General features: G+C 36.3%; 22 protein-coding genes. 10 read left to right on the top strand and 12 right to left on the bottom strand.

Annotated features, from left to right (window positions below; genetic code table 11):
• Window positions 1-41: 41 nt before the first annotated feature.
• Window positions 42-1982 (top strand): LTA synthase family protein, encoded by a 1941-nt coding sequence (locus BHE19_RS13190; protein ID WP_070907496.1) that lies wholly within the window; start codon window positions 42-44, stop codon window positions 1980-1982.
• 172 nt (window positions 1983-2154) lie between these two features.
• The gene (locus BHE19_RS13185) at window positions 2155-2691 is read left to right on the top strand and encodes a hypothetical protein (RefSeq protein ID WP_070907495.1); all 537 of its coding nucleotides are present in this window, start codon (window positions 2155-2157) and stop codon (window positions 2689-2691) included.
• Between the two features lie 21 nt (window positions 2692-2712).
• On the opposite strand, the gene meaB is transcribed toward BHE19_RS13185, so the two are convergent.
• The 5 genes from meaB to BHE19_RS13160 form a co-directional block, all read right to left on the bottom strand.
• Window positions 2713-3804 (bottom strand): methylmalonyl Co-A mutase-associated GTPase MeaB, encoded by a 1092-nt coding sequence (gene meaB, locus BHE19_RS13180; RefSeq protein WP_070907494.1) that lies wholly within the window; start codon window positions 3802-3804, stop codon window positions 2713-2715.
• Between the two features lie 274 nt (window positions 3805-4078).
• Window positions 4079-4720 (bottom strand): NAD(P)-dependent oxidoreductase, encoded by a 642-nt coding sequence (locus BHE19_RS13175; RefSeq protein ID WP_070907493.1) that lies wholly within the window; start codon window positions 4718-4720, stop codon window positions 4079-4081.
• Window positions 4721-4777: 57 nt separating this feature from the next.
• Complete coding sequence (locus tag BHE19_RS13170; protein WP_017495133.1) at window positions 4778-5185, bottom strand: Rrf2 family transcriptional regulator; 408 nt, start codon at window positions 5183-5185, stop codon at window positions 4778-4780.
• 128 nt (window positions 5186-5313) lie between these two features.
• The gene (locus tag BHE19_RS13165) at window positions 5314-5793 is read right to left on the bottom strand and encodes a DoxX family protein (RefSeq protein WP_070907492.1); all 480 of its coding nucleotides are present in this window, start codon (window positions 5791-5793) and stop codon (window positions 5314-5316) included.
• Between the two features lie 54 nt (window positions 5794-5847).
• Window positions 5848-6414 carry a Crp/Fnr family transcriptional regulator gene (locus tag BHE19_RS13160; protein ID WP_017495135.1) on the bottom strand — a complete coding sequence of 189 codons (567 nt, stop codon included), beginning with the start codon at window positions 6412-6414 and terminating at the stop codon, window positions 5848-5850.
• Between the two features lie 106 nt (window positions 6415-6520).
• Here BHE19_RS13160 and BHE19_RS13155 point away from each other — a divergent pair, with 106 nt between their 5' ends.
• The 4 genes from BHE19_RS13155 to BHE19_RS13140 all read left to right on the top strand — a co-directional run bounded on the left by BHE19_RS13155 (window position 6521) and on the right by BHE19_RS13140 (window position 10614).
• Window positions 6521-7432: an AEC family transporter gene (locus BHE19_RS13155; RefSeq protein WP_070907491.1), complete on the top strand. Its 912-nt coding sequence runs from the start codon at window positions 6521-6523 to the stop codon at window positions 7430-7432.
• A 112-nt stretch (window positions 7433-7544) separates the two neighbouring features.
• Complete coding sequence (locus tag BHE19_RS13150; RefSeq protein ID WP_017495137.1) at window positions 7545-8183, top strand: peroxiredoxin; 639 nt, start codon at window positions 7545-7547, stop codon at window positions 8181-8183.
• A 310-nt stretch (window positions 8184-8493) separates the two neighbouring features.
• Window positions 8494-9441 carry a hypothetical protein gene (locus BHE19_RS13145; protein WP_123923523.1) on the top strand — a complete coding sequence of 316 codons (948 nt, stop codon included), beginning with the start codon at window positions 8494-8496 and terminating at the stop codon, window positions 9439-9441.
• Between the two features lie 120 nt (window positions 9442-9561).
• Window positions 9562-10614, top strand: coding sequence for a chitinase (locus tag BHE19_RS13140; protein ID WP_207544123.1), 1053 nt, complete (start codon window positions 9562-9564; stop codon window positions 10612-10614).
• 83 nt (window positions 10615-10697) lie between these two features.
• Here the strand turns inward: BHE19_RS13140 and BHE19_RS13135 are convergent, their stop codons facing one another.
• From BHE19_RS13135 to BHE19_RS13125, 3 genes are all read right to left on the bottom strand, one after another.
• Window positions 10698-12935, bottom strand: a complete 2238-nt coding sequence (locus BHE19_RS13135) for a cation:proton antiporter domain-containing protein (protein WP_070907488.1) — start codon at window positions 12933-12935, stop codon at window positions 10698-10700.
• A 228-nt stretch (window positions 12936-13163) separates the two neighbouring features.
• The gene (gene purB / locus BHE19_RS13130; protein ID WP_070907487.1) at window positions 13164-14510 is read right to left on the bottom strand and encodes an adenylosuccinate lyase; all 1347 of its coding nucleotides are present in this window, start codon (window positions 14508-14510) and stop codon (window positions 13164-13166) included.
• Between the two features lie 242 nt (window positions 14511-14752).
• Window positions 14753-15445, bottom strand: coding sequence for an SIR2 family NAD-dependent protein deacylase (locus BHE19_RS13125; protein ID WP_070907486.1), 693 nt, complete (start codon window positions 15443-15445; stop codon window positions 14753-14755).
• 175 nt (window positions 15446-15620) lie between these two features.
• Between BHE19_RS13125 and cysC the strand changes: the two genes are divergently transcribed.
• The 4 genes from cysC (at window position 15621) to BHE19_RS13105 (ending at window position 18667) form a co-directional block, all read left to right on the top strand.
• On the top strand, window positions 15621-16154 hold the full coding sequence (cysC, locus tag BHE19_RS13120; RefSeq protein ID WP_070907485.1) for an adenylyl-sulfate kinase: 534 nt from the start codon (window positions 15621-15623) through the stop codon (window positions 16152-16154).
• 122 nt (window positions 16155-16276) lie between these two features.
• On the top strand, window positions 16277-16957 hold the full coding sequence (locus BHE19_RS13115; RefSeq protein ID WP_070907561.1) for an aspartyl/asparaginyl beta-hydroxylase domain-containing protein: 681 nt from the start codon (window positions 16277-16279) through the stop codon (window positions 16955-16957).
• A gap of 13 nt (window positions 16958-16970) precedes the next feature.
• Complete coding sequence (locus BHE19_RS13110; RefSeq protein WP_070907484.1) at window positions 16971-17939, top strand: sulfotransferase family protein; 969 nt, start codon at window positions 16971-16973, stop codon at window positions 17937-17939.
• A gap of 65 nt (window positions 17940-18004) precedes the next feature.
• Complete coding sequence (locus BHE19_RS13105) at window positions 18005-18667, top strand: TrmH family RNA methyltransferase (protein WP_070907483.1); 663 nt, start codon at window positions 18005-18007, stop codon at window positions 18665-18667.
• A gap of 98 nt (window positions 18668-18765) precedes the next feature.
• Here BHE19_RS13105 and BHE19_RS13100 read toward each other — a convergent pair whose 3' ends face one another.
• The 4 genes from BHE19_RS13100 to BHE19_RS13085 form a co-directional block, all read right to left on the bottom strand.
• Complete coding sequence (locus BHE19_RS13100) at window positions 18766-19725, bottom strand: transporter family protein (protein ID WP_070907482.1); 960 nt, start codon at window positions 19723-19725, stop codon at window positions 18766-18768.
• 166 nt (window positions 19726-19891) lie between these two features.
• A complete protein-coding gene (locus BHE19_RS13095) occupies window positions 19892-20932 on the bottom strand; it encodes a cytochrome-c peroxidase (RefSeq protein ID WP_070907481.1) in 1041 nt (346 codons plus the stop codon).
• A 229-nt stretch (window positions 20933-21161) separates the two neighbouring features.
• Window positions 21162-21965 carry an MbnP family protein gene (locus BHE19_RS13090; protein ID WP_026109841.1) on the bottom strand — a complete coding sequence of 268 codons (804 nt, stop codon included), beginning with the start codon at window positions 21963-21965 and terminating at the stop codon, window positions 21162-21164.
• Between the two features lie 280 nt (window positions 21966-22245).
• A complete protein-coding gene (locus tag BHE19_RS13085) occupies window positions 22246-22590 on the bottom strand; it encodes a hypothetical protein (RefSeq protein ID WP_051041428.1) in 345 nt (114 codons plus the stop codon).
• Window positions 22591-22619: the final 29 nt, after the last annotated feature.

The raw sequence follows: 22619 nt of genomic DNA, 5'->3' as shown, positions 1-22619 counted from the left end.
TTTAGGATGTACCCCAATCTAAAAACATTTAAATCTTTCTAATGAAAAAATTAAGTTTTTTAAAACCTATCATTAACTTCATCGCAATCGGATTGCTGATTACCACTTTAAGCCGATTGTTTTTATTTTTTATTTTTAAAGACAGAGTAACAGAAACACCAAATTTCTGGTACATTTTTCCAATCGGACTTCGAATGGATTTGATTTTACTTTGCTACATGTCTTTTCTGCCGGCAGTTTTAATTACTTTTCTGCCTGATAAAGCATCAAAGTTTACCAATAAATTTCTTGTAATTTATAGTTTTTTATTGCTGTTTCTGATTCTGTTTGTAGAGTTGGCAACACCCGATTTTGTAAAACAATACGATACACGTCCCAATAAAATTTTCTTAGACTATCTGATCTATCCAAAAGAGGTAGTTGGAATGCTGCTTAAAAGTTATCTGACTTCGATCATTGTGACTTTTTTAATTTTAGGAGTAGTCTTGTATTTTGCCTTCAAAAAAGGAAAAAAATACTTCTACACGAGCAGTGCAGACTATAAATTTAAATTGATGGTTTTTCCGTTATTGGCTTTTTTATTGTTTTTTGGAGCACGTTCAAGTCTTACCTCAAAACGTCCGATCAATGCCAGTAATGCTGTTTTCTCAACAGATCAGCTGACTAATACTTTGGGATTGAATTCTTTTTATACCGTTGCTTTTGCGGCATATTCCATTAAAAATGAAGGAAACACCAAGATGTATGGTAAAATGGAAGAAGCCGAGGCCATTGCCCGTGTTAAAAAATACATGATTGCAGGTCCTGGTGATTTTACAGATGCAGAAATTCCGTTTTTACATGTACAGCAACCGGACACACTTTTGAAGAAACCGTACAATTTAGTTATTTTTCTACAGGAAAGTTTAGGAGCGGAGTACGTTGGAATTTTAGGAGGAAAGCCTTTAACGCCTGAATTTGATAAACTGTCAAAAGAAGGTTTATTGTTTACCAACTTGTATTGTACAGGAACCCGAAGTGTACGTGGAATCGAAGCAGTAGTAACCGGATTTTTACCTTCGCCTTCAGAAAGTGTCGTGAAATTAGGAAACTCGCAGCAAGGATTTTTCACCTTAGCCGATGCCTTGAAACAAAAAGGGTACGAAACCAGTTTTATTTATGGTGGAATGGCGAATTTTGATAATATGGCTTCTTTTTTTAACGGAAATGGATTTCAGGATATCGTAGATCAGGAGGATTTTGAATCAGACGGAAACAAATACGCTTTTAAAGGAACCTGGGGGTATTCAGATGAGGATCTGGTAACCAAAGCGAATAATTATTTTAAAGCAAAAGGGGATAAGCCATTCTTTTCTTTAATGTTTTCGACGTCCAATCATGAGCCTTTTGAATATCCTGCGGGACGTATCAAACCTTATGATGCTAAACCTGCAACGGTTAATAATGCCATGAAATATGCAGATTTCTCAATTGGGAAATTTTTCGAAATGGCTAAAAAAGAACCTTATTTCAAAAACACCATTTTTATCGTAATCGCAGACCATAATACAAGAACCTACGGTAAAAATTTAGTGCCAATCAATAAATTTCATATTCCGGCTCTGATCATGGGACCAGGAGTTAAAAAAGGAACTGTTTACAGTAAATTGGCAAGTCAGATTGATATTCCGCCAACTTTATTATGCTATTTGGGATTACCATTTGAAACTCCGATGGTAGGAAGAAATCTAAACAAATTAGATCCAAAAACGCAAGGAAGATCAATTATGCAGTTCAATGATATCAATGCTTTCAGAGTCGAGAACCAGGTCGTAATCATGCAGCCTAATTTGAAACCCTTACAGTTTGAAATCAAAAACGACACCACTTTAATTCCTGTTAAGTTAAATGAAGACTTAGCAAAAGATGCTTTGGCACATGTAATTACAGCAGGAAATTTATATAAAGAAAATAAATATAAACTTAGGGATAAGAAAAAGTAATTTTCAGTTTATTGTAAAAAAAAAGCTGCTAAGTATAGAAGTACTTAGCAGCTTTTTTTTGTTAAAATTTAAAAATAGGGGTAACAAAAAATAATTTAATTGATTTATACTAAACCAAAAGGCGTAACCTGAAAAGCCTGTGATAGAGTAAGGACAATTAAATTTATTTATTATGAAAAAATTACCGCAAAAAAAATCTGAAGTGTTAAAAGTAATGTTAGTTTTTGTGTCTGCCGCTTTTTTTATAAGCTGTAATAACGAATCTGTTGAAGATCAAAATACTCAATTATCAAACACAGAGAAGCAAAATCAATCCAATACTCAAAGAAGATTGCCTCACTATGAAGGAGTTATTGTGCGAGATTGGGGAGCACATAATGTTGATTGCAGCCAGCCAGAAGGGTTTTGTAATTTTATTTTTTACTTATGGGGAACCTTTAGCTTTTTGAAACCAGCCCCTGACGGAACACCGGTACGTGTTACAAATGAAAAAGGAAATTTTGTTATGGAAATTCAAAAAAGTGCTTTAACCCCGGAACATAAAAAAGTATTATTGCGAAATAGAGAAGTTTATTTAATACCTGAGGGACAGACTATAGATCCGGAATTAGTTAAATCTCTAAAATTCAATTCAAATATTTTAGTTCCCGGTAAATACCCTATTCAAGAAAGTGAAGAGACCTATACACTTGTTATTAATGTGAAATAAATGAAAAAAAGCTTTAAGAAATTAGAAGCTGTTTTTATATTTATCTAATAAAAACTGAGCGGCTGCAAAAGGTGATATTTCATCATTTTGCACCGCTTTTTTGATTTGTATCAATTGCCCAATAATCTCAGGATGATTGTAAAAGTTTGATTTCAAATGTTCATCAATGGTTTCCATCATCCAGAACTGATTTTGCTCTTTTCGTCTTTCCTGAAAGAAGCCCGTTGAGCTGGTCGTTTCCGTATAATCAGCAATAGTATTCCAGATTTCAGAGATGCCCTCTTTGGTAATGGCACTGCAGGTAGTAACTTTTGGCTGCCAATTCGATTTTTTGGGTGGAAACAAATGTAAAGCTCTGTTGAATTCCAGTTTGGCCTGATTGGCTTTTTTGATGTTATCGCCATCGGCTTTGTTGATTACGATAGCATCTGCCATTTCCATAATGCCGCGTTTGATACCCTGAAGTTCGTCTCCTGCACCTGAAATTTTTAGTAGTAAAAAAAAGTCCACCATGCTGTGAACAGCAGTTTCACTTTGTCCTACACCAACTGTTTCTATAACAATCGTGTCAAAACCTGCGGCTTCACATAAAATAATCGATTCCCTTGTTTTACGGGCTACACCGCCTAAAGTATCTCCGGAAGCACTTGGTCTGATAAAAGCATTTTCGTCTTTTACAAGTTCTTCCATTCGGGTTTTATCACCTAAAATACTGCCGTGTGAAATAGAGCTGCTGGGATCAACTGCCAGAACGGCTACTTTTTTTCCCAATTGAGTCAGGTAGCTGCCGAAAGTTTCAATAAAAGTACTTTTTCCAACACCGGGAACTCCCGTAATTCCAATTCGGATCGATTGATTGGCATGTGGCAGACAACCTTTTATAACCTCGTTTGCTTTTGCGGTATGTTCCGGATTGGTACTTTCAACCAGTGTGATAGCACGACTCAGAGCCGTAATATTTCCGGTTAGTATACCATCAATTAGCTCCTTTGAAGAAGGTTGTTGTCTTCTGTTTTTTTTAATTTGCTGAATAGCAGAAACATTGGTGATTTCTGGAGGAGAAATTCCGGCTTTTTCGTGTAAACTACCTGATCGTTTTTTTGAACCTGACAAAATATACTTTTTGGTAGTGTAAAAGTACAGAAAACAAAAACAGTTTCAAAAAGTTAGTTTGCCACGAATTACACAAATTACACGAATTTTCTCGAAGTCTTTATACATTTTTGCCTTCCTGACAAAGTAAGGATGACTCCTGATAACTCTGTGTCGTAAGTTGACAATCTTTGTCGAGCTTCTGGTGCAGTTCTTCCTTCATTCGGATGATAAGTAAAACTAAGTTTAGAATTAATAAATTCGTGTAATTTGTGTAATCAGTGGCTAAAAAAAATTAATAAGCTGCGGTAAAACGAACTTGGTGATGTTTCGGAGTTTCAGCTTCGTCAGCGATAACGACTGCCAGATCTTCTACGGATAGAATGCTTCTCTGATCGTCGTTAAAAACCGGATTTTCTAAACCTAAGCGGTATTTTCCGGTTCGTCCGGTGGTAATTCCCTGATGCATTTCAAAAGCAGGACTAAAGAAAGCCCAATCCAGTTCTTTTTCTTCTTTTAAAATATTCAAATAATCTCTGGCTGCCGTGGCTCCTGCATGGTATTCTTTTGGGAAATCAGGTGTGTCAACTGCCTGTAGACCCGGAGCAACAAACAAACTTCCCGCTCCTCCGATGGTAATAAAACGTTTTACTCCCGATTTTTTTACCGCTTCCTGAATGGCTTTTGATCCGGCAATAAAATCATCATAGATATTTGGATTGGTCCACCCCGAATTGTAAGCATTGATAACGATATCATTTCCTTTTAAAATTTCAGACAAAGCTTCTACATTAAAAATGTCTGCACTTTTCCACGTTGCATTTGAGCTGTCTTTTGGGGTTCTGGCAATAGCCGTAAGATCATGATTTCTGTTAGCCAGTTCGTTTAAGATTGCGGTACCTACAAACCCGGTTGCTCCAATAATTGCGATTTTCATAATATATAAATTTAATTAGTAATAAAAAATGTTACAGTTTTGTGTAAAAAAATAGTTTTAGAATTGATTAGAAAAATCTTCCAGGGAGACACCATCTAATTGCAAACTAACTTTTTGATTCATTTCAGCATACAAAGAGCTCAAATTTTGATTGATCTTTTTTCCAACCGGACAATCCGGATTAGGCTGATTTTTGGCATAACCCAGATTGATCGTTTCAAAAGTCATTTCAAATATTTCTTTCAATGTAATTTTCGAAGGATCAACCGCAAGTCTTGTGCCGCCATTTTTACCTTCTTTACTTTCAACAACATGATGTGCTTTTAAATTGGCAATTTCTTTTCGCACCAAAACCGGATTCAGATTAATACTTCCAGCAATAAATTCCGACGACAAAAAATCGTTCGGGAATTTAGTGAGCAAAGTTAAAATGTGAATCGTTATGGCAAACTTACCTGAAATCATACTGTAATAAAATATGTTACAAATGTATGATGTTTTTTGAAACAAAAAAAAGTTTTAACTAAAAATTAATTCTATTCCGAAACTATCCTGCAAAGAAGTTCAGGTTAAAGTGGCACAAAATGCAAGTTTTAGCTCGCTGTAACTCCTTTCAAACCAGGTTGTTTTTTGATGAAAGAGAAGTATACCCAGCTAATAAATAAAAGTTGCAGCGGTATTCTGAACCATAAATAAGAAATGCCTTTTCCGCTATAATTGGCTGTTTGTAAATTGATACTGTGTGCGGCTGCATAAATATTGGCAGGAAGTAAAACGATAAAAAATACGATCAGCAGTTTAGCGGTAAGCACTCTCGTTTTTGGAATCAATAAGCCCACTGCTGCCATGAGTTCTATAATCCCTGTTGCATAAACAATTGCAGTCGGCCAGGGTAAAAAAGAGACCATCATCGCCATTCCCTTGGTAAAAACAAAATGACTTACGGCTGTAAAGACAAGCATGACAGCCATGGCAATTCTGGCTGACTGAAAAATTTCAATTTTTTTTGAGATTAGTTTTATAAAAAGCAACGTAATGACAAAAACACCTAGTAACACAATTAAAGTTTCCATATCTTTTTTTTAACAAAGTTGCGCAGTAAAGCGATTGAAAACAATGAACCTGGGTTAATAAATGCGTTTTCTGATTCTGCTCAAAGCTTGTGGAGTGATGCCAATATAAGAGGCAAGATATTTTTGAGGAATCCTTTGTATGAGCTGTGGCTGTTCTGTAAACAGATTCAGATAACGCTGCTCGGCGGATTCGTTCAGCAGCGAAAGTTCTCTTTTTGTTTTTTTAAGAAATAATCCTTCACTGGCAAAGCGTCCGATGGTATTGCCAATCTTAGTTTCGGTATAAATATCCTGAAGATCTTCGTAAGATATGCGCCAAAGAACGGTTTCTGCGAGGGTTTCAATCGTATAAGTGACAGGTAGTCTTGTGATAAACGAATCATAACCACTCGTAAATTCACCATCGAATACAAAAGTAAAAGTACGGTCGTGATCCTCACCGGGAATGTAATATCTTACCAATCCTTTTTCGACAAAAGAAAGATAGTTTTCGATGGTACCCGCTTTCAGTATTGGGGTTTTCTTTGGAAATTCTTCCCGGATGAGCTTAGATGAAAAAGTATTCCATTCGGCATCTGAAAGTTTTGCCATTCGTTCAAAATTGTCTCTTATCGATTGCATTTGTTTGTGAAATTTGATCTTAAAAGTAGCAAAAAAATAAGAGAAGCAATCTGATTTGTGTAATGCATCCCATAATAAATGTCTATTTTTGTGACTACTAAATGATATGAGCAACTTTATTCAAATATTTCTATTTCTTGCACTGGGTTTACTTTTACAACGTATAAAGCGATTTCCAACTCACCTTTATAAGGTTTTAAATAAGGTCGTCCTTTACGTCTGCCTGCCCGCAATTACATTGTATCATATTCCGAAAATAAAATGGAGCAATGAATTACTGTTCCCCATACTGTCGGGATGGATTGGTTTTCTACTGGCCCTTGTATTTTTTCATTTTCTGGGAAGAAGATTAGGATGGTCAAACAAATTGATTGGCTGCCTGATTTTAACTGCGGGACTGTGCAATTCTTCTTTTTTAGGTTACCCCATAATTGAAGCTCTGTTTGGTAAAAAAGGTTTAGAAACCGCAATTCTTGTAGACCAGCCGGGAACTTTTGTAGTGGTTTCTACACTTGGAGTTTTTGTAGCAGCTTTTTATTCTAAAGGAAGCGCGGATGCTCTAAGCATTTTAAAAAAGATCATCTTATTCCCTCCGTTTATTACTTTTTTAGTGGCCTGTTTGCTGAATGTTCTCCAATACGATTTAGATACGAATGTTCAGTCTGTTTTAGTCAAAGTAGGAAGTCTTGTAACTCCTTTGGCCCTACTTTCGGTTGGATTACAGCTTACTTTTGATCGAAAAAGCCAGCACTGGCAATTTTTGCGCCTCGGACTTTTCTTTCGGCTAGTAGTAGTTCCGTTTGTTATTTTGGTTTTATACGTTTTTATTTTAAAGCAGCATTCTGAAGCTATTAAAATAACCATTATGGAAATGGCCATGGCACCCATGATTACAGGTGCGATCTTAGCGTCGACTTATGGATTGAAACCGAGATTGAGCAGTATGATGATTGGTTTTGGAATCCCAATTTCATTTATTACCCTTACGATTTGGTATTGGATTCTGAGTTTAATTTAGTTTTAAATACTAATTAGATAGAGAATGTAGAACTTTAACTTTTTTTTAGAAAATCGGTGTTTTCTTTGTGCTTTTTTTGACTAATTTTAGAGAAACTAAAAAATATATTATTATGTCAACATTAAGATTAGGAGATATTGCTCCGGATTTTCATGCAGAAACAACCGAAGGACCCGTTAAATTTCATGAATGGTTAGGTGATTCCTGGGGTGTTTTATTTTCTCATCCTTCAGATTTTACTCCGGTTTGTACTACTGAATTGGGAACAGTTGCCAATTATCTTCCGGAATTTACCAAAAGAAATACAAAAGTCATTGCGTTAAGTGTAGATGGTTTAGACTCCCATTTAGAGTGGATCAAGGACATTAACGAAACTCAGAATACAACAGTTAATTTTCCAATTATTGCGGACGAGGATAAAAGAATTGCGACTTTATACGATATGCTGCATCCAAATGCTAGTGATAAATTTACGGTGCGTTCTGTGTTTGTAGTGGGGGCCGATAAAAAGATCAAACTTACTTTAACCTATCCGGCTTCTACAGGAAGAAATTTTGACGAGTTACTCCGTGTTATAGACAGTTTGCAATTAACAGCCAACTATAGTGTAGCTACTCCCGCCAACTGGAAAGACGGAGAAGATGTAGTGATTACACCGGCTGTTCCGGATAGTGATATTCCTGCGAAATTTCCAAAAGGATATACACCAATAAAACCTTATTTGCGTATTACACCGCAGCCTAATAAGTAAGGGGCTAAGAGGCTAAGTTTCTTAGGTACCAAGTTTTTAATCATTAAGTTTTATTAAAGATTCCGGGTTTTTAAGAGTTTTTTCTTAAAGGTTCGGAATCTTTATTTTTTCCAGATTCAGGAGTCGAATAATAATTTTGAGATTATACTGTTTAAAGTAGACACAAAAAGTGATTAATGGTCCGCTTATGAAACAGAAGTTACCAATTATTGAATTGTTTTTCACAATAAAAGATTTGTATTGTAAGTTCGCTGTATGAATGCTAAATCTTTATGGGATTCAAAAAAATGTAATTAAACCCCAAAATAATATGATTTCTAAAACAAACTTTAGAACGATCGGTTCGCTCGTAATTATGCTATTTCTTTTCAACAGTTGTGATAAAGGAGATAGTCCGGTTGATTCTGAATCAAAGACACCTGAGACTACAAATCCCGAGACACAGACACCTCCACCAGCTGTTACCACAAACCTGAGTATAGAATCCTCTAATACGTTTGGAGTTTTAAAATTATCACAAGACGATTTTAAGTACTGGAACAGCCACACTATTAATGAAACAGCCACAGTAGAAAAACTTAAAACGCTTTGTAAAACTGAAATTTATCCGGTTTTGAAAGATGATTTTGATTTTATTGTGATCGTATTGAATAATGCAACAAGTACGCCTCCTACAGGGATGCCTTATGGTATTTATCAAAGTGTAAAAAATGATACGCAGGGTATCGGACTTAGTTTGTTTGACAGTACAAAAGATTATGGTTCTGCGGGTAAACTGCAAGGAGTTTATTTTCTTTACCTAAACAATATCCAGGGCGGACCTATTTTACATGAGATGTTTCACCGATGGGCCAATTATGCCGTTCCGCAAGATTATGTATACCATTGGGATAAAGTAAAAGGAATACTAAGCGGAGTATCCAATAACATTGCGGATATTGAATTGTATCTTGCAGGAGCGATTCCTGCTTCGGAGATTAAAGATGCCGAGAGTCTGGCTATTTATAATGATCCCCGTTTTACCAATAAAACAAGGATTCCGAACAGTACTAATTCGCAAAAAAGTTTTAAATCGCTTTTGGTAGTCATGAATCCTACCACTCTGACTGATACCGAAATAAAATCATACAAAGATCAAATTGCTAATGTCACTCGTACACCTGCACAAGGAGTCACTACAGGCTATCAGAATTTGTATAATAAAAGTAGGGGATTGCTAACGTTAACCATCGGTAATTTGGATAAATCCAAAAAATAAAATTGCATTATGACTAAAAAAAACAATACGAATTGTAAAGGTGATGTTGCTAAAAAACAAACCTTATTAATGAAGTATATGCCACTTGCCTTTTTGCCTGTTTTATTTTGTTTCTCTTCCGTGCTATTTTCTTGTAGTCATGATAATCTGGAAGAAAAGAAGGATCCTACGACGGAAAATCCTAAACCTGATGAAGAACTTCCAAAGCCGGATACTCCAAATAGCCCAGGGAATAGTGAAGGGCTTAAAGACCTTATAAGTAAACAGCAATTTCTGGAGTTGTTTCCTTATCGTTACGGAGCAGAGCAGAGCAATAACTGGATAGTGAATCCTTCAAAAGATTTTTATACCTACGATGCGCTGATGAAAGCGGTTGATCTTATGGCAGACCTAAAGGTTGTTATCGAAAGAAAAGGATGGTTTCAGAAAATAACCCGTATTAAAAAATCGACTAATGAGACAAAAGTGATTAAAGAAGATGCTGATTTCAGTGCTTCCTGGAATAATAATGCCGTAGTTAGACAAGAAGTTGATTATGCAGATTTTATAAGAATTGGTTCTTTGGAAGTACGAAAAAGAGAACTAGCCGCTTTTCTTGCTAATATATCTCATGAAACTACGGGTGGCTGGTCAACGGCACCAGGAGGAGCCTATTCATGGGGCTTACACTTTCGTGAAGAGGTAGGCTATGATGAAAATAGCACGACAGGTTACAGAGAGGAGAATAACGTGAATTATCCTCCAGTGACAAAGAAATCCTACCACGGTCGAGGGCCCATACAGTTGAGTTGGAATTATAATTATGGACAGATAAGTGAATTTTTATATGCAGATAAAAACGTACTGCTTAAAAATCCTGAAAATGTAGCCAAAGATGCAGCTTTGGCGTTCCAGACTGCCATATGGTTTTGGATGACACCACAGGCTCCTAAACCTTCGTGTCATGCTGTAATGGTTGGTCAGTGGCTGCCTACCCAACAGGATATTAATGAGGGACGTAAACCTGGTTTTGGAGCGACGATTAATATTATCAATGGTGCTTTAGAATGCAATAAAGCAGATAGTGATAAAACACAATCAAGAAGAGGTTTTTATCAAAGATATTTAACTGTTCTCAACACCAGCGAGCCTAATTGCGAATGTCAATGCGATAAAATGCAACCGTTTAAATAAGGTATTACTATAAAAAAGCTCCATACATTTTTTGTATGGAGCTTTTTTTTCTTAGCATCTTAGGATTTTAGTATCTCAGTGCCTTAGTAACTTTTGACCAATTCGGCCATTTTCTTTTTATCTCCTACAACCCAAAGAATATCATTTTTTTCTAAGATTAAACTTGATTCCGGATTCAGAAGCCTATTTCCATTTCGCTCAATTCCAACCACCATACCATTGGTTTTTGTACGGAATTGACCAATGCTTTTTTGTACAAAATCTTCCTGAGAAACTTCAAATTGACGTAAAACAATATCCGTTTCTGCTACTTTTGTCGGAGCCTCGATTTCATTTTGATTGAGGTATTTATTGAATTCAGTAACCTGAGCATCGGTACCAATGACACAAATTTCATCACCGGGGAACAGACGTTCATTTTTAGTTGGAATTGGAATTGTAATATCTCCTCGTTTGATGTAGGCAATATTGATTCCCATTGATTCACGAATACGCAGTTCTTCTAAAGTTTTCCCCACTAAATTAGATTCTGTCCCAATATCAAAAAAAGACATGTGACCATCCCATGGCATTAAATTAGCGTAACGTCTATCGATTTTTTTGTTTTCGCGATCATTTAAGTTTTTAAGAAAGTGACTTTCAATTTTATGGTATTGTTCGTTTAATTTTTTAGGGAATATTTGATAGACCACAATGGCAACAACCAAAGCAATAAAGGCAACTAAAGGAGAGAAGAAGATATTTAGTAAAAATCCGATTAAGAACAATCCCAGACTCATTCTAATCAGAATCAGCATCAATATTGCACCACGGTATTTACGTTCTTCCCATAAAGAATCGACTTCTTCTACTGCCACTCTTCGAAGGGAGAGTGCCCATAAGAACGGTGCAATAATTATCAAAGTGATAAGAGCCGCCAATGTATTTCCGAATCTTGTTTCGGCAACTAGTGGCGCAACAAATTTTACCGATAACAAAATAATCGCTGTAATAATAATAGTATGCAGAACGATTTGAATGATATAAGCATTAAGCACTTTTTGCCAAACACTTACGGATTTTATTGCCTGTGCATTGACACTGTAACGATTGATGTTTTTAACCCATCTTTTAGGAAGTTTTCGTTCCAGAAAATCAGAAAATGGCACGGCATATTTGACCATAAACGGAGTTGTAAAAGTAGTAATGGCGGAAACAGCAACCACTACCGGATATAAAAAGGAGCTAGTTACATTTAGTGTCATTCCCAATGTAGCAATGATAAACGAAAACTCCCCGATTTGAGATAAACTCATCCCTGTTTGTACAGATTGTTTTAAAGGTTGTCCGGCCAGTAGTGCACCAATAGTCGAACTGACAGACTGACCTATGATGGTTACCAAAGTTAAAATAGCAACTGGCAGCGCATGTGTATATAGCATTTTAGGATCGATAAGCATCCCAACTGATACAAAGAAAATAGCTCCAAATAAATCTTTTATGGGTTTTATAAGATGTTCTATGTGTTCTGCCTGAGTTGTTTCGGCAATGATAGATCCCATGATAAAAGCGCCCAGAGCAGGTGAGAAACCAACATTTGCGGCAAAACTTACCATTGTTAGACAAAGGGCAAGCGAAATAATTAGCAACATTTCGTCCGTTAGTAAATGTTTGGCTTTTTTAAGTAAGGTTGGAATAAAGAAGATTCCGCCCAGAAACCATACGGTCAGGAAGAAAATTAGTTTTAGCACAGACATCATCAGTTCACTTCCTGAAAATTGCTGACTTACTGCAATGGTCGAAAGTAACACCATCATCAAAATAGCAACAAGATCCTGCACAATTAAAGACCCGATTACAATTCCGGCAAATTTTTGAGCTTTTACGCCTAGTTCATCAAAGGTTTTCAGGATAATGGTTGTCGAAGAAATAGAGAGGATAACACCTAGGAAGATACTGTCCATTTGTTCCCAGCCCATCCAGCGCCCGACCATATAACCCATGACGACCATTGTTATAATTTGGGTAATAGCCGTTATAGAAGCGGTTCCGCCAACTTTCATTAGCTTTTTAAAACTAAATTCAAGACCTAGACTAAATAGTAAAACGATTACACCAATTTCTGCCCAAACTTCAACACTTTTCATTTCGGTAATGGTAGGAAAGAAATCAAAATGATTTCCGGCCAAAAAACCCGCAATTAGATATCCTAAAACCAGAGGCTGCTTGATTAGTCTAAATAACAGAACAGCAATACCTGCAGTCAGCAGGATGAGACCTAAGTCGCTAATTAGAGGTTGTAGGTGGTGGGTAGATGCGGTGGCGGCGTTTAATGCGATCATAGAGTAGTGTTTTTTGTTAAGAAAATCATCCGGCTTTTTGTTTCAGTGTTTTGCTAAAAAAGATACGGCGTTTGAAAATAACAGTTTTTCATGGCAAATAAATTCACTGAACTCCTTTGAAAAATAAAAGTGGAGTGAATCAGCAGGACTAATTTTTTTAATACAATTTGTAAATAAAAAAGCTATCGATAAAGATAGCTTTTTTTGAGAAAATATTTTAGGTTTTCTTTAAATTCCCACATAATTACTAGGAGTAATGGCTAATAATTCGGCTCTGACAGCATCAGAAACTTCTAAAGTAGCAATAAAATTATGAATGGCATTTTTGTCAATTGCTTCATTTGTTCTGGTTAAACCTTTCAAGGCTTCATACGGATTTGGATAAGCCTCACGACGAAGGATTGTTTGAATTGCTTCGGCTACAACAGCCCAGTTTTTCTCTAAATCTTCAGCAAATTTGGCTTCATTCAGCAATAGTTTGTTTAAACCTTTCAGAGAAGCCTCAAAAGCAATAATGGTATGTCCCATTGGAACTCCGATATTACGTAAAACAGTGCTGTCTGTTAAATCACGCTGCAATCTCGAAACCGGTAATTTTGCGGCTAAATGCTCAAAAATAGCATTCGCAATTCCTAAGTTTCCTTCTGAATTTTCGAAATCAATTGGGTTTACTTTATGTGGCATAGCGGAGGAGCCAATTTCTCCCGCTTTGATTTTTTGTTTGAAATAATCCATCGAAACATACGTCCAGATATCACGATCTAAATCGATGATGATCGTATTGATTCTTTTTAAAGCATCGAAAAATGCAGCAAAATGGTCATAATGTTCGATTTGAGTGGTAGGGAAGGAGTGGTGTAAGCCAAGATCCGTTTCTACAAATTTATTACCAAACTGTTTCCAGTCGATTTGTGGGTAAGCTACATGATGTGCGTTGTAATTTCCGGTTGCACCGCCAAATTTAGCCGCAAACGGAATATTAAATAACAAACGCATTTGTTCTTCTAAACGCTCTACAAAAACTAAAATTTCTTTTCCTAAACGAGTAGGTGAAGCAGGCTGTCCGTGTGTGCGTGCCAACATTGGAATAGCGGCCCATTCTACGCTTAGTTCTTTCAATTTAGAAATTAAAGCAATTAATGAAGGCATATATACCTGCTCAAACGCTTCTTTTGTTGAAAGAGGAATAGCAGTGTTGTTGATATCCTGAGAAGTTAATCCGAAGTGAATGAATTCTTTGTATTGAGATAAACCCAGTTTTTCGAAAGCATCTTTGATAAAGTATTCTACGGCTTTTACGTCGTGATTGGTTACTTTTTCGGTTTCTTTAATCCAAAGAGCATCTTCAGTAGAGAAATTTTTATAGATCTTTCTTAAACTTTCAAACAGATCAGGATTTACATCTGAAAGCTGTGGCAAAGGTACCTCGCATAAAGCGATGAAATATTCAACTTCAACCAGTACACGGTATTTGATTAAAGCTTCTTCAGAGAAAAATGGTGCTAATGAAAGGGTTTTATTTCTATATCTTCCGTCAATTGGAGATATAGCATTCAATTCGTTTAAAGTAGTCATTGTTATGTTGTTTGTTCGAAAGGCACAAATATAAACAGAATTTGTGGATAAAAAAGAGTTAAAAGTTAGATGTTGGATGTAAGATGTTAATTGTGAAATGTTAATTGTGAAATGTTGGAGGCTGGAGGTAAGATGTTACTCTTTACTCTTTACTCTTTACTCTTTGTTCTTTCTTCTTTGCTCTTTACTCTTTCTTCTATTGACTAATGACTAGGGACTAATAACTAAGTACTAATCAAAAACTAGAGCCCGGATTCTAAACGATCTCTTAAAGCTGCTACACCTTTTGAGGCTACTTCGGCAATTACTTCTACTTTATTACGAAGGTTTGGAATGCTGATTGGATTTGGGTCAATATAAAAAACAGGTGTGACAGAGGGCGTGTATGAAATTAATCCTGCCGCCGGATATACTTGTAACGATGTTCCGATAACGGCAAAATAATCGGCTGTTTCGGTAATATCGATGGCTTCTTCAAGAGCAGGAACATCTTCGCCAAACCATACAATATGAGGACGAAGCTGATGCCCGTTTTGGTCCAGATCACCGGTATAGAGGTCTTCTGTCCAGTCTAGAATTAAATTGCGATTTTGAGTGCTTCGTACCTTTATTAATTCTCCATGTAAATGCAAGACTTTGGAGCTTCCGGCACGTTCGTGCAGATTGTCTACATTTTGAGTGATGATGTGCACATCAAAATCTCGTTCTAATTCAGCTAGAATAGTATGCCCTGAATTGGGTTCTACTTCCTTAAGCTGCTGGCGTCTTTTGTTGTAAAAGTCCAGAACCAATTCCTGATTTTTTCTCCAGCCTTCAGGAGTGGCAACTTCCATTACATCATGACCTTCCCATAAACCATCACTGTCACGAAAAGTTTTGATCCCGCTTTCGGCACTAATTCCGGCTCCGGTTAAAACCACTAATTTCTTTTTCATTGTACTGTAATTAAAGGATAAAAATAGTGATTTTCCCATTTAGTTTCAGGATAGCAGTAGGGTCGTTGCATTTTTTTTAATAGTTTAGATAACCGATAAAAGCGTATTTATACTTATTGTTTCGGTCTTACAAATTATCTAGTTTTAGTGAGCAATAAAAGAAAAGCGTTTTAAAATGATTTTAATACAATTTACGGGATTATCGGGTTCGGGTAAAACAACATTAGCTGAAAATGTTCGACAGCTTTTAATAGAAAAAAAGTATAAAGTCGAGATAATTGATGGGGATGTATATCGGAAAACCATCTGTAAAGATCTGGGATTTTCTAAAGAAGACCGCTGCGAAAATGTCAGACGTCTTTTTAATGTCGGACGAAATTTTGTTGTATCAGACACGATCGTTTTGATGTCAGTTATAAATCCATATGAAAATCTGAGAAACGAATTGCGCAATCATGAATTTGTCAGAACCGTATATTTAGATTGTTCGATCAATAATTTAATCGAAAGAGATCCTAAAGGACTGTATAAAAAAGCATTATTATCGGATAATGATCCTGATAAAATAAAGAATTTTACCGGAATAAGCGATATTTTTGAAACTCCGTTACAGCCAGATTTAGTGCTGAGAACCGATATAGAAACCGTTCCCGTTTCGACTCATAAACTGTATCATTTTATTTTAAACAGTTTGCCTGATCTGGCTTGACCTTTTAAAAGTCAGGTTTCCAAATTCTATTTATTTTACTTATTTCTTTGATGATAAAGCGTTTGTAATTTTTTATATTTACAAGCCCCAAAGCATACTGTCTAATTTAATTTTTAATGCCTATGAACCCTTCTTCCAGTAAACTCTCTGTTTCTTTTTCGATAGATAAACTACAAAAGGACCTTGAAATATGTGAAAATGATCTGTGGACGCCTCACTTTAATACGGGCGACTATAGCGGTAATTGGACAAGTGTGTCCTTAAGGTCACAGTCGGGTTTGATAAACGATATTACCTCTTTTGCCAACCAAGAGTATAAAAACACAGAATTACTGGACAGATGTCATTATTTTAAGGAGATCATGGATTGGTTTCAGTGTGAGAAGGAGGCTGTGCGATTATTAAGGCTAGGACCTCAAAGCGAAATAAAGGAACATACAGATAATGATACCTCATACGAAGAAGGTTTCTTTAGAATTCACGTTCCTATAATTACAAATCCGGAGGTGCTTTTTTATGTGGATAAAAAATTGGTTCCCATGAAAGAAGGAGAGTGCTGGTATGCTAATTTTCAGCTGCCACACAGTGTAGCGAATAAAAGTTCTGAGGCACGTATTCATCTTACGTTGGATTGTGTCAGAAATGACTGGTCCGATCAATTGTTTGCTGAAATGGGATTCGATATTCATTATACTCCAAAAAAAGAACAATATTCTGATGAGGTAAAACAGCAGATTATTGCAGAACTTTCCCGAAACCCGTCGGCAGCAGGAGCTCAGATTATTGCCGATTTGCAATCATAATAAATACTGAAGAATGGAAAACACAAATCATCCTTTACTAAATTGGATTCCCTATAAGTTAATAGAAAAAGAAAATGAAGTTTATCTGGAATGGCTTTACCTGGCGGATAAAAGATATGTTGATCCTTTTTTTGATGAAACCATTTCGAAATGTAAAAGTCATGCTTATAATTCAACATCATTTAAAATTGTTAGTACGGTAGAAAATTTAGTAGACTGGTCAAACGAATTGGTTTCGGCAGATCTAAAATCACTCGTATTTCATGTGTCCCGATGTGGTTCTACAATGCTGAGTCAATCGCTGGCAACTTCGAAGGAGAATATTATGATTTCGGAAGCACCTCTTATCGACGAAATTTTAAGAAGTCCTAATTTTGGAACAGATAAAAAAAGCGAGCTTTTACAATCAGCTTTGAAATTCTTAGGTCAAATAAGATTTCCGGAGCAAAAGAATTTAATTGTAAAATTAGATGCCTGGCATATTTTTAAAGCCGGATATTTAAGGTCAATATTTTCCGGGCTGCCTTTTGCTTTGCTTTTTAGGAATCCGGGTGAAGTCTTAAAATCGCATCAAAAAATGATGGGGATGCACATGGTTCCCAATTTATTACCGCCTGATGTTTTTGGAATCTCTGCTAAAGAAATTAGCGAGATTAGTTTCCAGCAATATGGAGCCTTGGTCTTAGGGAAGTATTTTCAGGGCTTTCTGGATTTTTATGAAACAGATCAGAATGTTGTAAAACTCAATTATAACGATGGTATGAAAAGCGTCATTGAAAAGTTCATATCTTTTATTACTATTGATTACAGTGCCGATGAACTTGAAAAAATGTACGAAAGACTCAACAGACACTCTAAAAATGAAAATGCCGTTTTTAAAGGCGATTCGTTCAAAGAAGAAGTTCTGGAGGTCGATTTGACATTGGTAAACAGTTTGCACAAAAAGCTGGAGAATGTTCTTTTGGAGGATGTAACAAATTGAAAATAGTTCTTATTTTTTCTTTCTGTTTTATTTAAAATGTATTTTTGTGGCAAATTAAGATTGAAATGATTGATTTAGATTACCTCGCTTTCCTTGAAAATATATTAACAGACAATCGCAAAGAACGATTTTTGGATGTTCTGGCCAATCGCACCAAACATTTTACAGTTGCTGTAGAAGATGTTTTTCAGATGCACAATACAAGTGCCGTAATGCGCAGTTGTGAGGTTTTCGGGATTCAGGAACTTAACATTATTGAGCAGCGTTTCGGAAAAAGAATCGATAAAGAAATCGCTCTGGGTGCACAAAAATGGGTTGATATCAATCGTTTTGATACCGTAGAGGGCTGTATGACTTCCTTAAGAAACCAGGGATATCAAATTATTGCGACAACTCCGCATGAAAACGATTGTTTAATTCAGGATTTCGATATCACAAAACCAAGTGCCTTATTTTTCGGAACTGAAAAAGACGGGCTTTCTCCTGAAATTATGGAACAAGCAGATGGTTTTCTTAAAATTCCAATGGTAGGTTTTACAGAAAGTTTAAACATTTCCGTTTCGGCAGCCATCATCATTCAAAACCTGACCAACCGATTGCGAAATTCAGATATCAAATGGCAATTGTCAGATGAGGAAATCATAGAGAAACGTTTACTTTGGGCAAAAAACTCAATAAAAGATATTAAACGCATCGAAGCAAGGTACTACGAAGAAAATCCCAGGTAAAAAAAATAGCCACGAATTCACGAATTTTAATAATAAAACATTCGTGAATTCGTGGCCAAAAAACTTTGTCCCTCTGTGCCTTTGCCGCTTAGAACCTCTTACAAAGTATAATTCAAATTAATACTCCATCTGTAATTGGCTTCCATATTACCATTTGATAGGTTCTGAGTAATTGGCAGCATCGCATTTACGCCAATTGAAAACTTATCTTTTCCGGCTTCGAGACCAAATTTTCCAAACAAAATATCGCCGGCAGTATTGGGTAAATTCAGATTATGTTGTTTATTGGTTTGATAAAGTTCTCCTGCCAGGCCGGCTTGCGGAACAATCTGAATTGATTTTGTATTAAACAAATAAAAGAAAGTGGCAGCATAATTAAATTGGTCACCGTACTGATAATTTTTGTTGTTTTGGGTTTTAAAAATATAATTCAGCGTCGTGTTTAGTCCCAGATTTTTACGTTTTACCACATACTCAGTGGCCAACGGAAAGTCCCAGCTCCCGGTTCCCAATTGAAAACTTTGGTTAACACTTCCTGCGTTATTAGCTTCTGTAAATTTTCCGGTCGGAATTTTAACACCACCGCCGAGGCTTATTTTATGCGTAAAAATGGTACTGTCTTTTTGAGTTTCAAAAACTGTGTACAAAGCCATTACCGTAATATCACCCAAACCGGCAATACTTTCTGTTCCTGCAGTTAATTGTCTTTCATGAAAATGATACGGAATTAGTGCTGAAATTTGTACTTTTTCTGTAACCGGTATACGTGCCCATGCCTGAACAGTATTAAAATTTTCGTCGATCCATGGAGAGTTTGCAAAGATTCCATCGCGGCTGGTATAACTCTGTCTGAAATATCTCAAACCCACAAAATTATTGTTCAGCATAGAGCTAAATCCCATGCTTCCGCCACTTGCCGAACAACCACAGGCATCACAATCAAAATCTTCCATCAAAGCCATACGCTGAAAAGTGAAGGCAGAAATACTATCTTTTGAAGTAAAACTAAAAGCTGATAAACCAGTCAAAAGGGTGAACATTACTATTATCTTTTTCATTTTAATTATTTTTAGAAGCTAATCCCGCTTTCGGCTTTATCTTTTCGGGTGAAGAAAAATCACCCAAAAAGGATACCGCCTCTATCGGGGCTAGGACTTCGGTTTTCATTATGTTTTTTGTCGCAGCTTATACATTTCTACAAAGCAATAACCTGCGGCCGTATTTTTAAAATTCTGCAAAACGTTTATCGGTTAGGTATTCCGTATCGGTCAACGTTTTCAGGAAAGCTATGATTTGCTTCTTATCCGTTTCGGAAAGTGTGATTCCAAATTTTCCGTTTTGTTTTAATATCGGATCCAGAGTTGGGGAGGATTCTATCCCTCTTGCATAGTGATCAAGTACACCTTCCAGGGTTCCGAATCGTCCGTCGTGCATGTAAGGTCCGGAAACTTCTACATTTCGTAAACTTGGTACTTTAAATTTGTAATAATCGCTCGCCAATTCGGTGACTTTGTATCTTCCGACATCATTTACCATTGGGTTTACAGCCAGACCATTGTTTCGAAACGAATTGTCGGTTTGTAAATCAGTAGCATGGCAGGAAGCACATTTTGTTTTGAATAAATCATATCCTGCCAATTCGTCTGCAGTTAAAGTTCCGCCGGCTTCTTTACGTCTGTATTTGTCAAATTTTGAATTAGAAGAAGTGACCATAACCATAAACTGCGAAAGTGCTTTCAGCATGTTTTCGGTTGAGATTTCTTTGTCAGTAAAAGCCTGTCCAAATAACTTTTGGTATTCTTTGTCGGCTTTCATCATTTTTAGAATGGCATTCAGATTCCCATTCATTTCTATAATACTCGTCAACGGAATTATAGGCTGCAGGTCTAAATGATCCGCAGAACCATCGTACATAAATACAGACTGGTAAGCCAGATTTTGAATTGGTGGTGTATTTCGTGTTCCCTGAGCATCGTTAACACCGTGACTAACCGTGTGTCCGTGATGGGTGAAGGCATTAGCCTGTATGTGACAAAAGCCACAGGAAACAACTCCGTCTGACGCTAAACGTCCGTCATAGAATAGTTTCTTGCCCAGTTCGAATCCTTTTACCGTTGGAGGATTCTGAGCAATATTGTACGCTAAAGCGGGGAAATTAGAGGGGACTTTAAATTCTAAAGGAATATTTACATATTCTTCTTCTTCATTTGAACAGCTCCATACTAGCGGGATCAATAGCCAAAGAAAGTATTTTATTTTCAGCATGATTTTTTTGGGTGTAAAAAGAGTAAAGAGTATTTCTTATTGCTACTTGTGCGAGTTAGCACAAAGTAGAACAAACTAAATTTTACCGGGATTACTCTTTGATTTGCAGAAGTACCTCTATTTTTTCCGTTACCAATATGCTCTTGTGTCCATTTTAGCGGACACAAAAGATACGGTATAGTGGATTGTTTAGGTTTTGCCTAAAGGTTTGTACTTCTTAAAAAATAAATTAATCGTTGTGTACGTGGTCAACTCTAAACATTGTTGAAATGTTTTGAGTGATTAATGGCAGTTTTGCACCACCCATAATCATGGCGCCCATACCTCCCATATTGTTATCGGAAAGTTTGATTTTGTTTTGACCGTCAATTATTTTAGAAAGATCTGTTATGATATGAACGGCAGGAGTAATGTTAGAACGAACTAAAGCTTTTGTTGGAAAATCTACAGTTACCTCAGTGTAGTTGTAATCTGTTCCTGTTTTTCCGGTGTGAATCATAAATGGCGTAGCAGTCGTAACAGTCGATGAGGTAAAAGTACCTTCAAAAGCAAGAAATTTATATCCGGCAGCCCATGACCACATCATACCGGCAGCGTCTGCCTGTGCAAGAAAATCTCCCTGACCTGCGGCACCCAGTTTCCATTGCGCTTCGTCAACTCCGATTCCGAATTTTACTTTCACATAATCACCTGCAGGAACATCTGTTAGTTTAAATTGCTGACCGGCAGCAGTAGATTCGTCAGCAATAAAATAGCTTTTGCTCTTTGGATAGGTAAAAGTCGTTCCGTCTGCTTTTGTGAAAACAACATTGCTTACGATATACTTTACAAGGTTGATTTTTAGCACTTCGTTGTTTGAAGTTATATTGCCTTGTGTGTTTAAAATAAGATCGTTTGCACCATAAGCATTGTCGAATTTTAAAGTGATGTTTCCATTTCCTGAAACAGTTTCGTTATTGTCGTCGTTTGAACAGGAAAATAAAGATATAGATAGTGCTACAATAGCAAGGGCTTTGTATAAAGTATTTTTCATTTTAAGAATTTTATATAATTGTAATTTTAAATTTTTGGGTGTGCGCAAGCACATTTTCATTGCTTTTTGGTTACAATGAAAAATCATTTCAATTGGTAATGAAACGGGATTTAAAAAATTATATGACTGTCCTCAATGTGCACCAAGAGCACTTTTTCGCCACTGATTTTGCAGATTTACATAGATTTTATACACAATTAATAAAGAAATCTGTGGGAATCATTCTAATCTGTGGCTAATTTTACCAGTTTGGTATTAGTCACGAATAGTCATAAAAAAATTATATAAAATAGGAGGGAGGGTGAAAAGTAGTAATAGAAACCGAAATAGGTTTTTCGTCTAAAGAAGCATAAATTTTTGCTTTAGATTCTATTGGTGCTACTAATTTAAAATCGGCTGTGGTTGTATTTTGAATGTAAACGATCTCTGATTTTTCTTTCAGGTTGTTTTGCATTTTCTTTTCGTTGTCGGCGTATTTTTTTAAACTTTTCTGAAGTTCGCATCGACCGTTACAGGTGTTAAAAACTAATTTACGCTGCACACAAATCGTTTTTACTATTTCGTCCTGATTTAATTTGAAAGAGGTATAAACAACAAAACTGCCAAATGAGGGCACTAGGAGCATACAGGAAAGAAATATGGTAAATAACTTCT

This window comes from Flavobacterium tructae, assembly GCF_001853485.1.
GTDB lineage: Bacteria > Bacteroidota > Bacteroidia > Flavobacteriales > Flavobacteriaceae > Flavobacterium > Flavobacterium tructae.
The sequence above is the reverse complement of the archived record's forward strand: the minus strand, read 5'-3'. Positions and strand labels throughout refer to the sequence as shown.

Excerpts from the sequence above, each read along its gene's own strand:
- BHE19_RS13190 (WP_070907496.1), top strand. The coding sequence starts at position 42 with ATGAAAAAATTAAGTTTTTTAAAACCTATCATTAACTTCATCGCAATC.
- BHE19_RS13185 (WP_070907495.1), top strand. The coding sequence starts at position 2,155 with ATGAAAAAATTACCGCAAAAAAAATCTGAAGTGTTAAAAGTAATGTTA.
- BHE19_RS13175 (WP_070907493.1), bottom strand. The coding sequence starts at position 4,720 with ATGAAAATCGCAATTATTGGAGCAACCGGGTTTGTAGGTACCGCAATC.
- BHE19_RS13170 (WP_017495133.1), bottom strand. The coding sequence starts at position 5,185 with ATGATTTCAGGTAAGTTTGCCATAACGATTCACATTTTAACTTTGCTC.
- BHE19_RS13165 (WP_070907492.1), bottom strand. The coding sequence starts at position 5,793 with ATGGAAACTTTAATTGTGTTACTAGGTGTTTTTGTCATTACGTTGCTT.
- BHE19_RS13160 (WP_017495135.1), bottom strand. The coding sequence starts at position 6,414 with ATGCAATCGATAAGAGACAATTTTGAACGAATGGCAAAACTTTCAGAT.
- BHE19_RS13155 (WP_070907491.1), top strand. The coding sequence starts at position 6,521 with ATGAGCAACTTTATTCAAATATTTCTATTTCTTGCACTGGGTTTACTT.
- BHE19_RS13150 (WP_017495137.1), top strand. The coding sequence starts at position 7,545 with ATGTCAACATTAAGATTAGGAGATATTGCTCCGGATTTTCATGCAGAA.
- BHE19_RS13145 (WP_123923523.1), top strand. The coding sequence starts at position 8,494 with ATGATTTCTAAAACAAACTTTAGAACGATCGGTTCGCTCGTAATTATG.
- BHE19_RS13135 (WP_070907488.1), bottom strand. The coding sequence starts at position 12,935 with ATGATCGCATTAAACGCCGCCACCGCATCTACCCACCACCTACAACCT.
- purB (WP_070907487.1), bottom strand. The coding sequence starts at position 14,510 with ATGACTACTTTAAACGAATTGAATGCTATATCTCCAATTGACGGAAGA.
- BHE19_RS13125 (WP_070907486.1), bottom strand. The coding sequence starts at position 15,445 with ATGAAAAAGAAATTAGTGGTTTTAACCGGAGCCGGAATTAGTGCCGAA.
- cysC (WP_070907485.1), top strand. The coding sequence starts at position 15,621 with ATGATTTTAATACAATTTACGGGATTATCGGGTTCGGGTAAAACAACA.
- BHE19_RS13115 (WP_070907561.1), top strand. The coding sequence starts at position 16,277 with ATGAACCCTTCTTCCAGTAAACTCTCTGTTTCTTTTTCGATAGATAAA.
- BHE19_RS13110 (WP_070907484.1), top strand. The coding sequence starts at position 16,971 with ATGGAAAACACAAATCATCCTTTACTAAATTGGATTCCCTATAAGTTA.
- BHE19_RS13105 (WP_070907483.1), top strand. The coding sequence starts at position 18,005 with ATGATTGATTTAGATTACCTCGCTTTCCTTGAAAATATATTAACAGAC.
- BHE19_RS13100 (WP_070907482.1), bottom strand. The coding sequence starts at position 19,725 with ATGAAAAAGATAATAGTAATGTTCACCCTTTTGACTGGTTTATCAGCT.
- BHE19_RS13095 (WP_070907481.1), bottom strand. The coding sequence starts at position 20,932 with ATGCTGAAAATAAAATACTTTCTTTGGCTATTGATCCCGCTAGTATGG.
- BHE19_RS13090 (WP_026109841.1), bottom strand. The coding sequence starts at position 21,965 with ATGAAAAATACTTTATACAAAGCCCTTGCTATTGTAGCACTATCTATA.
- BHE19_RS13085 (WP_051041428.1), bottom strand. The coding sequence starts at position 22,590 with ATGCTCCTAGTGCCCTCATTTGGCAGTTTTGTTGTTTATACCTCTTTC.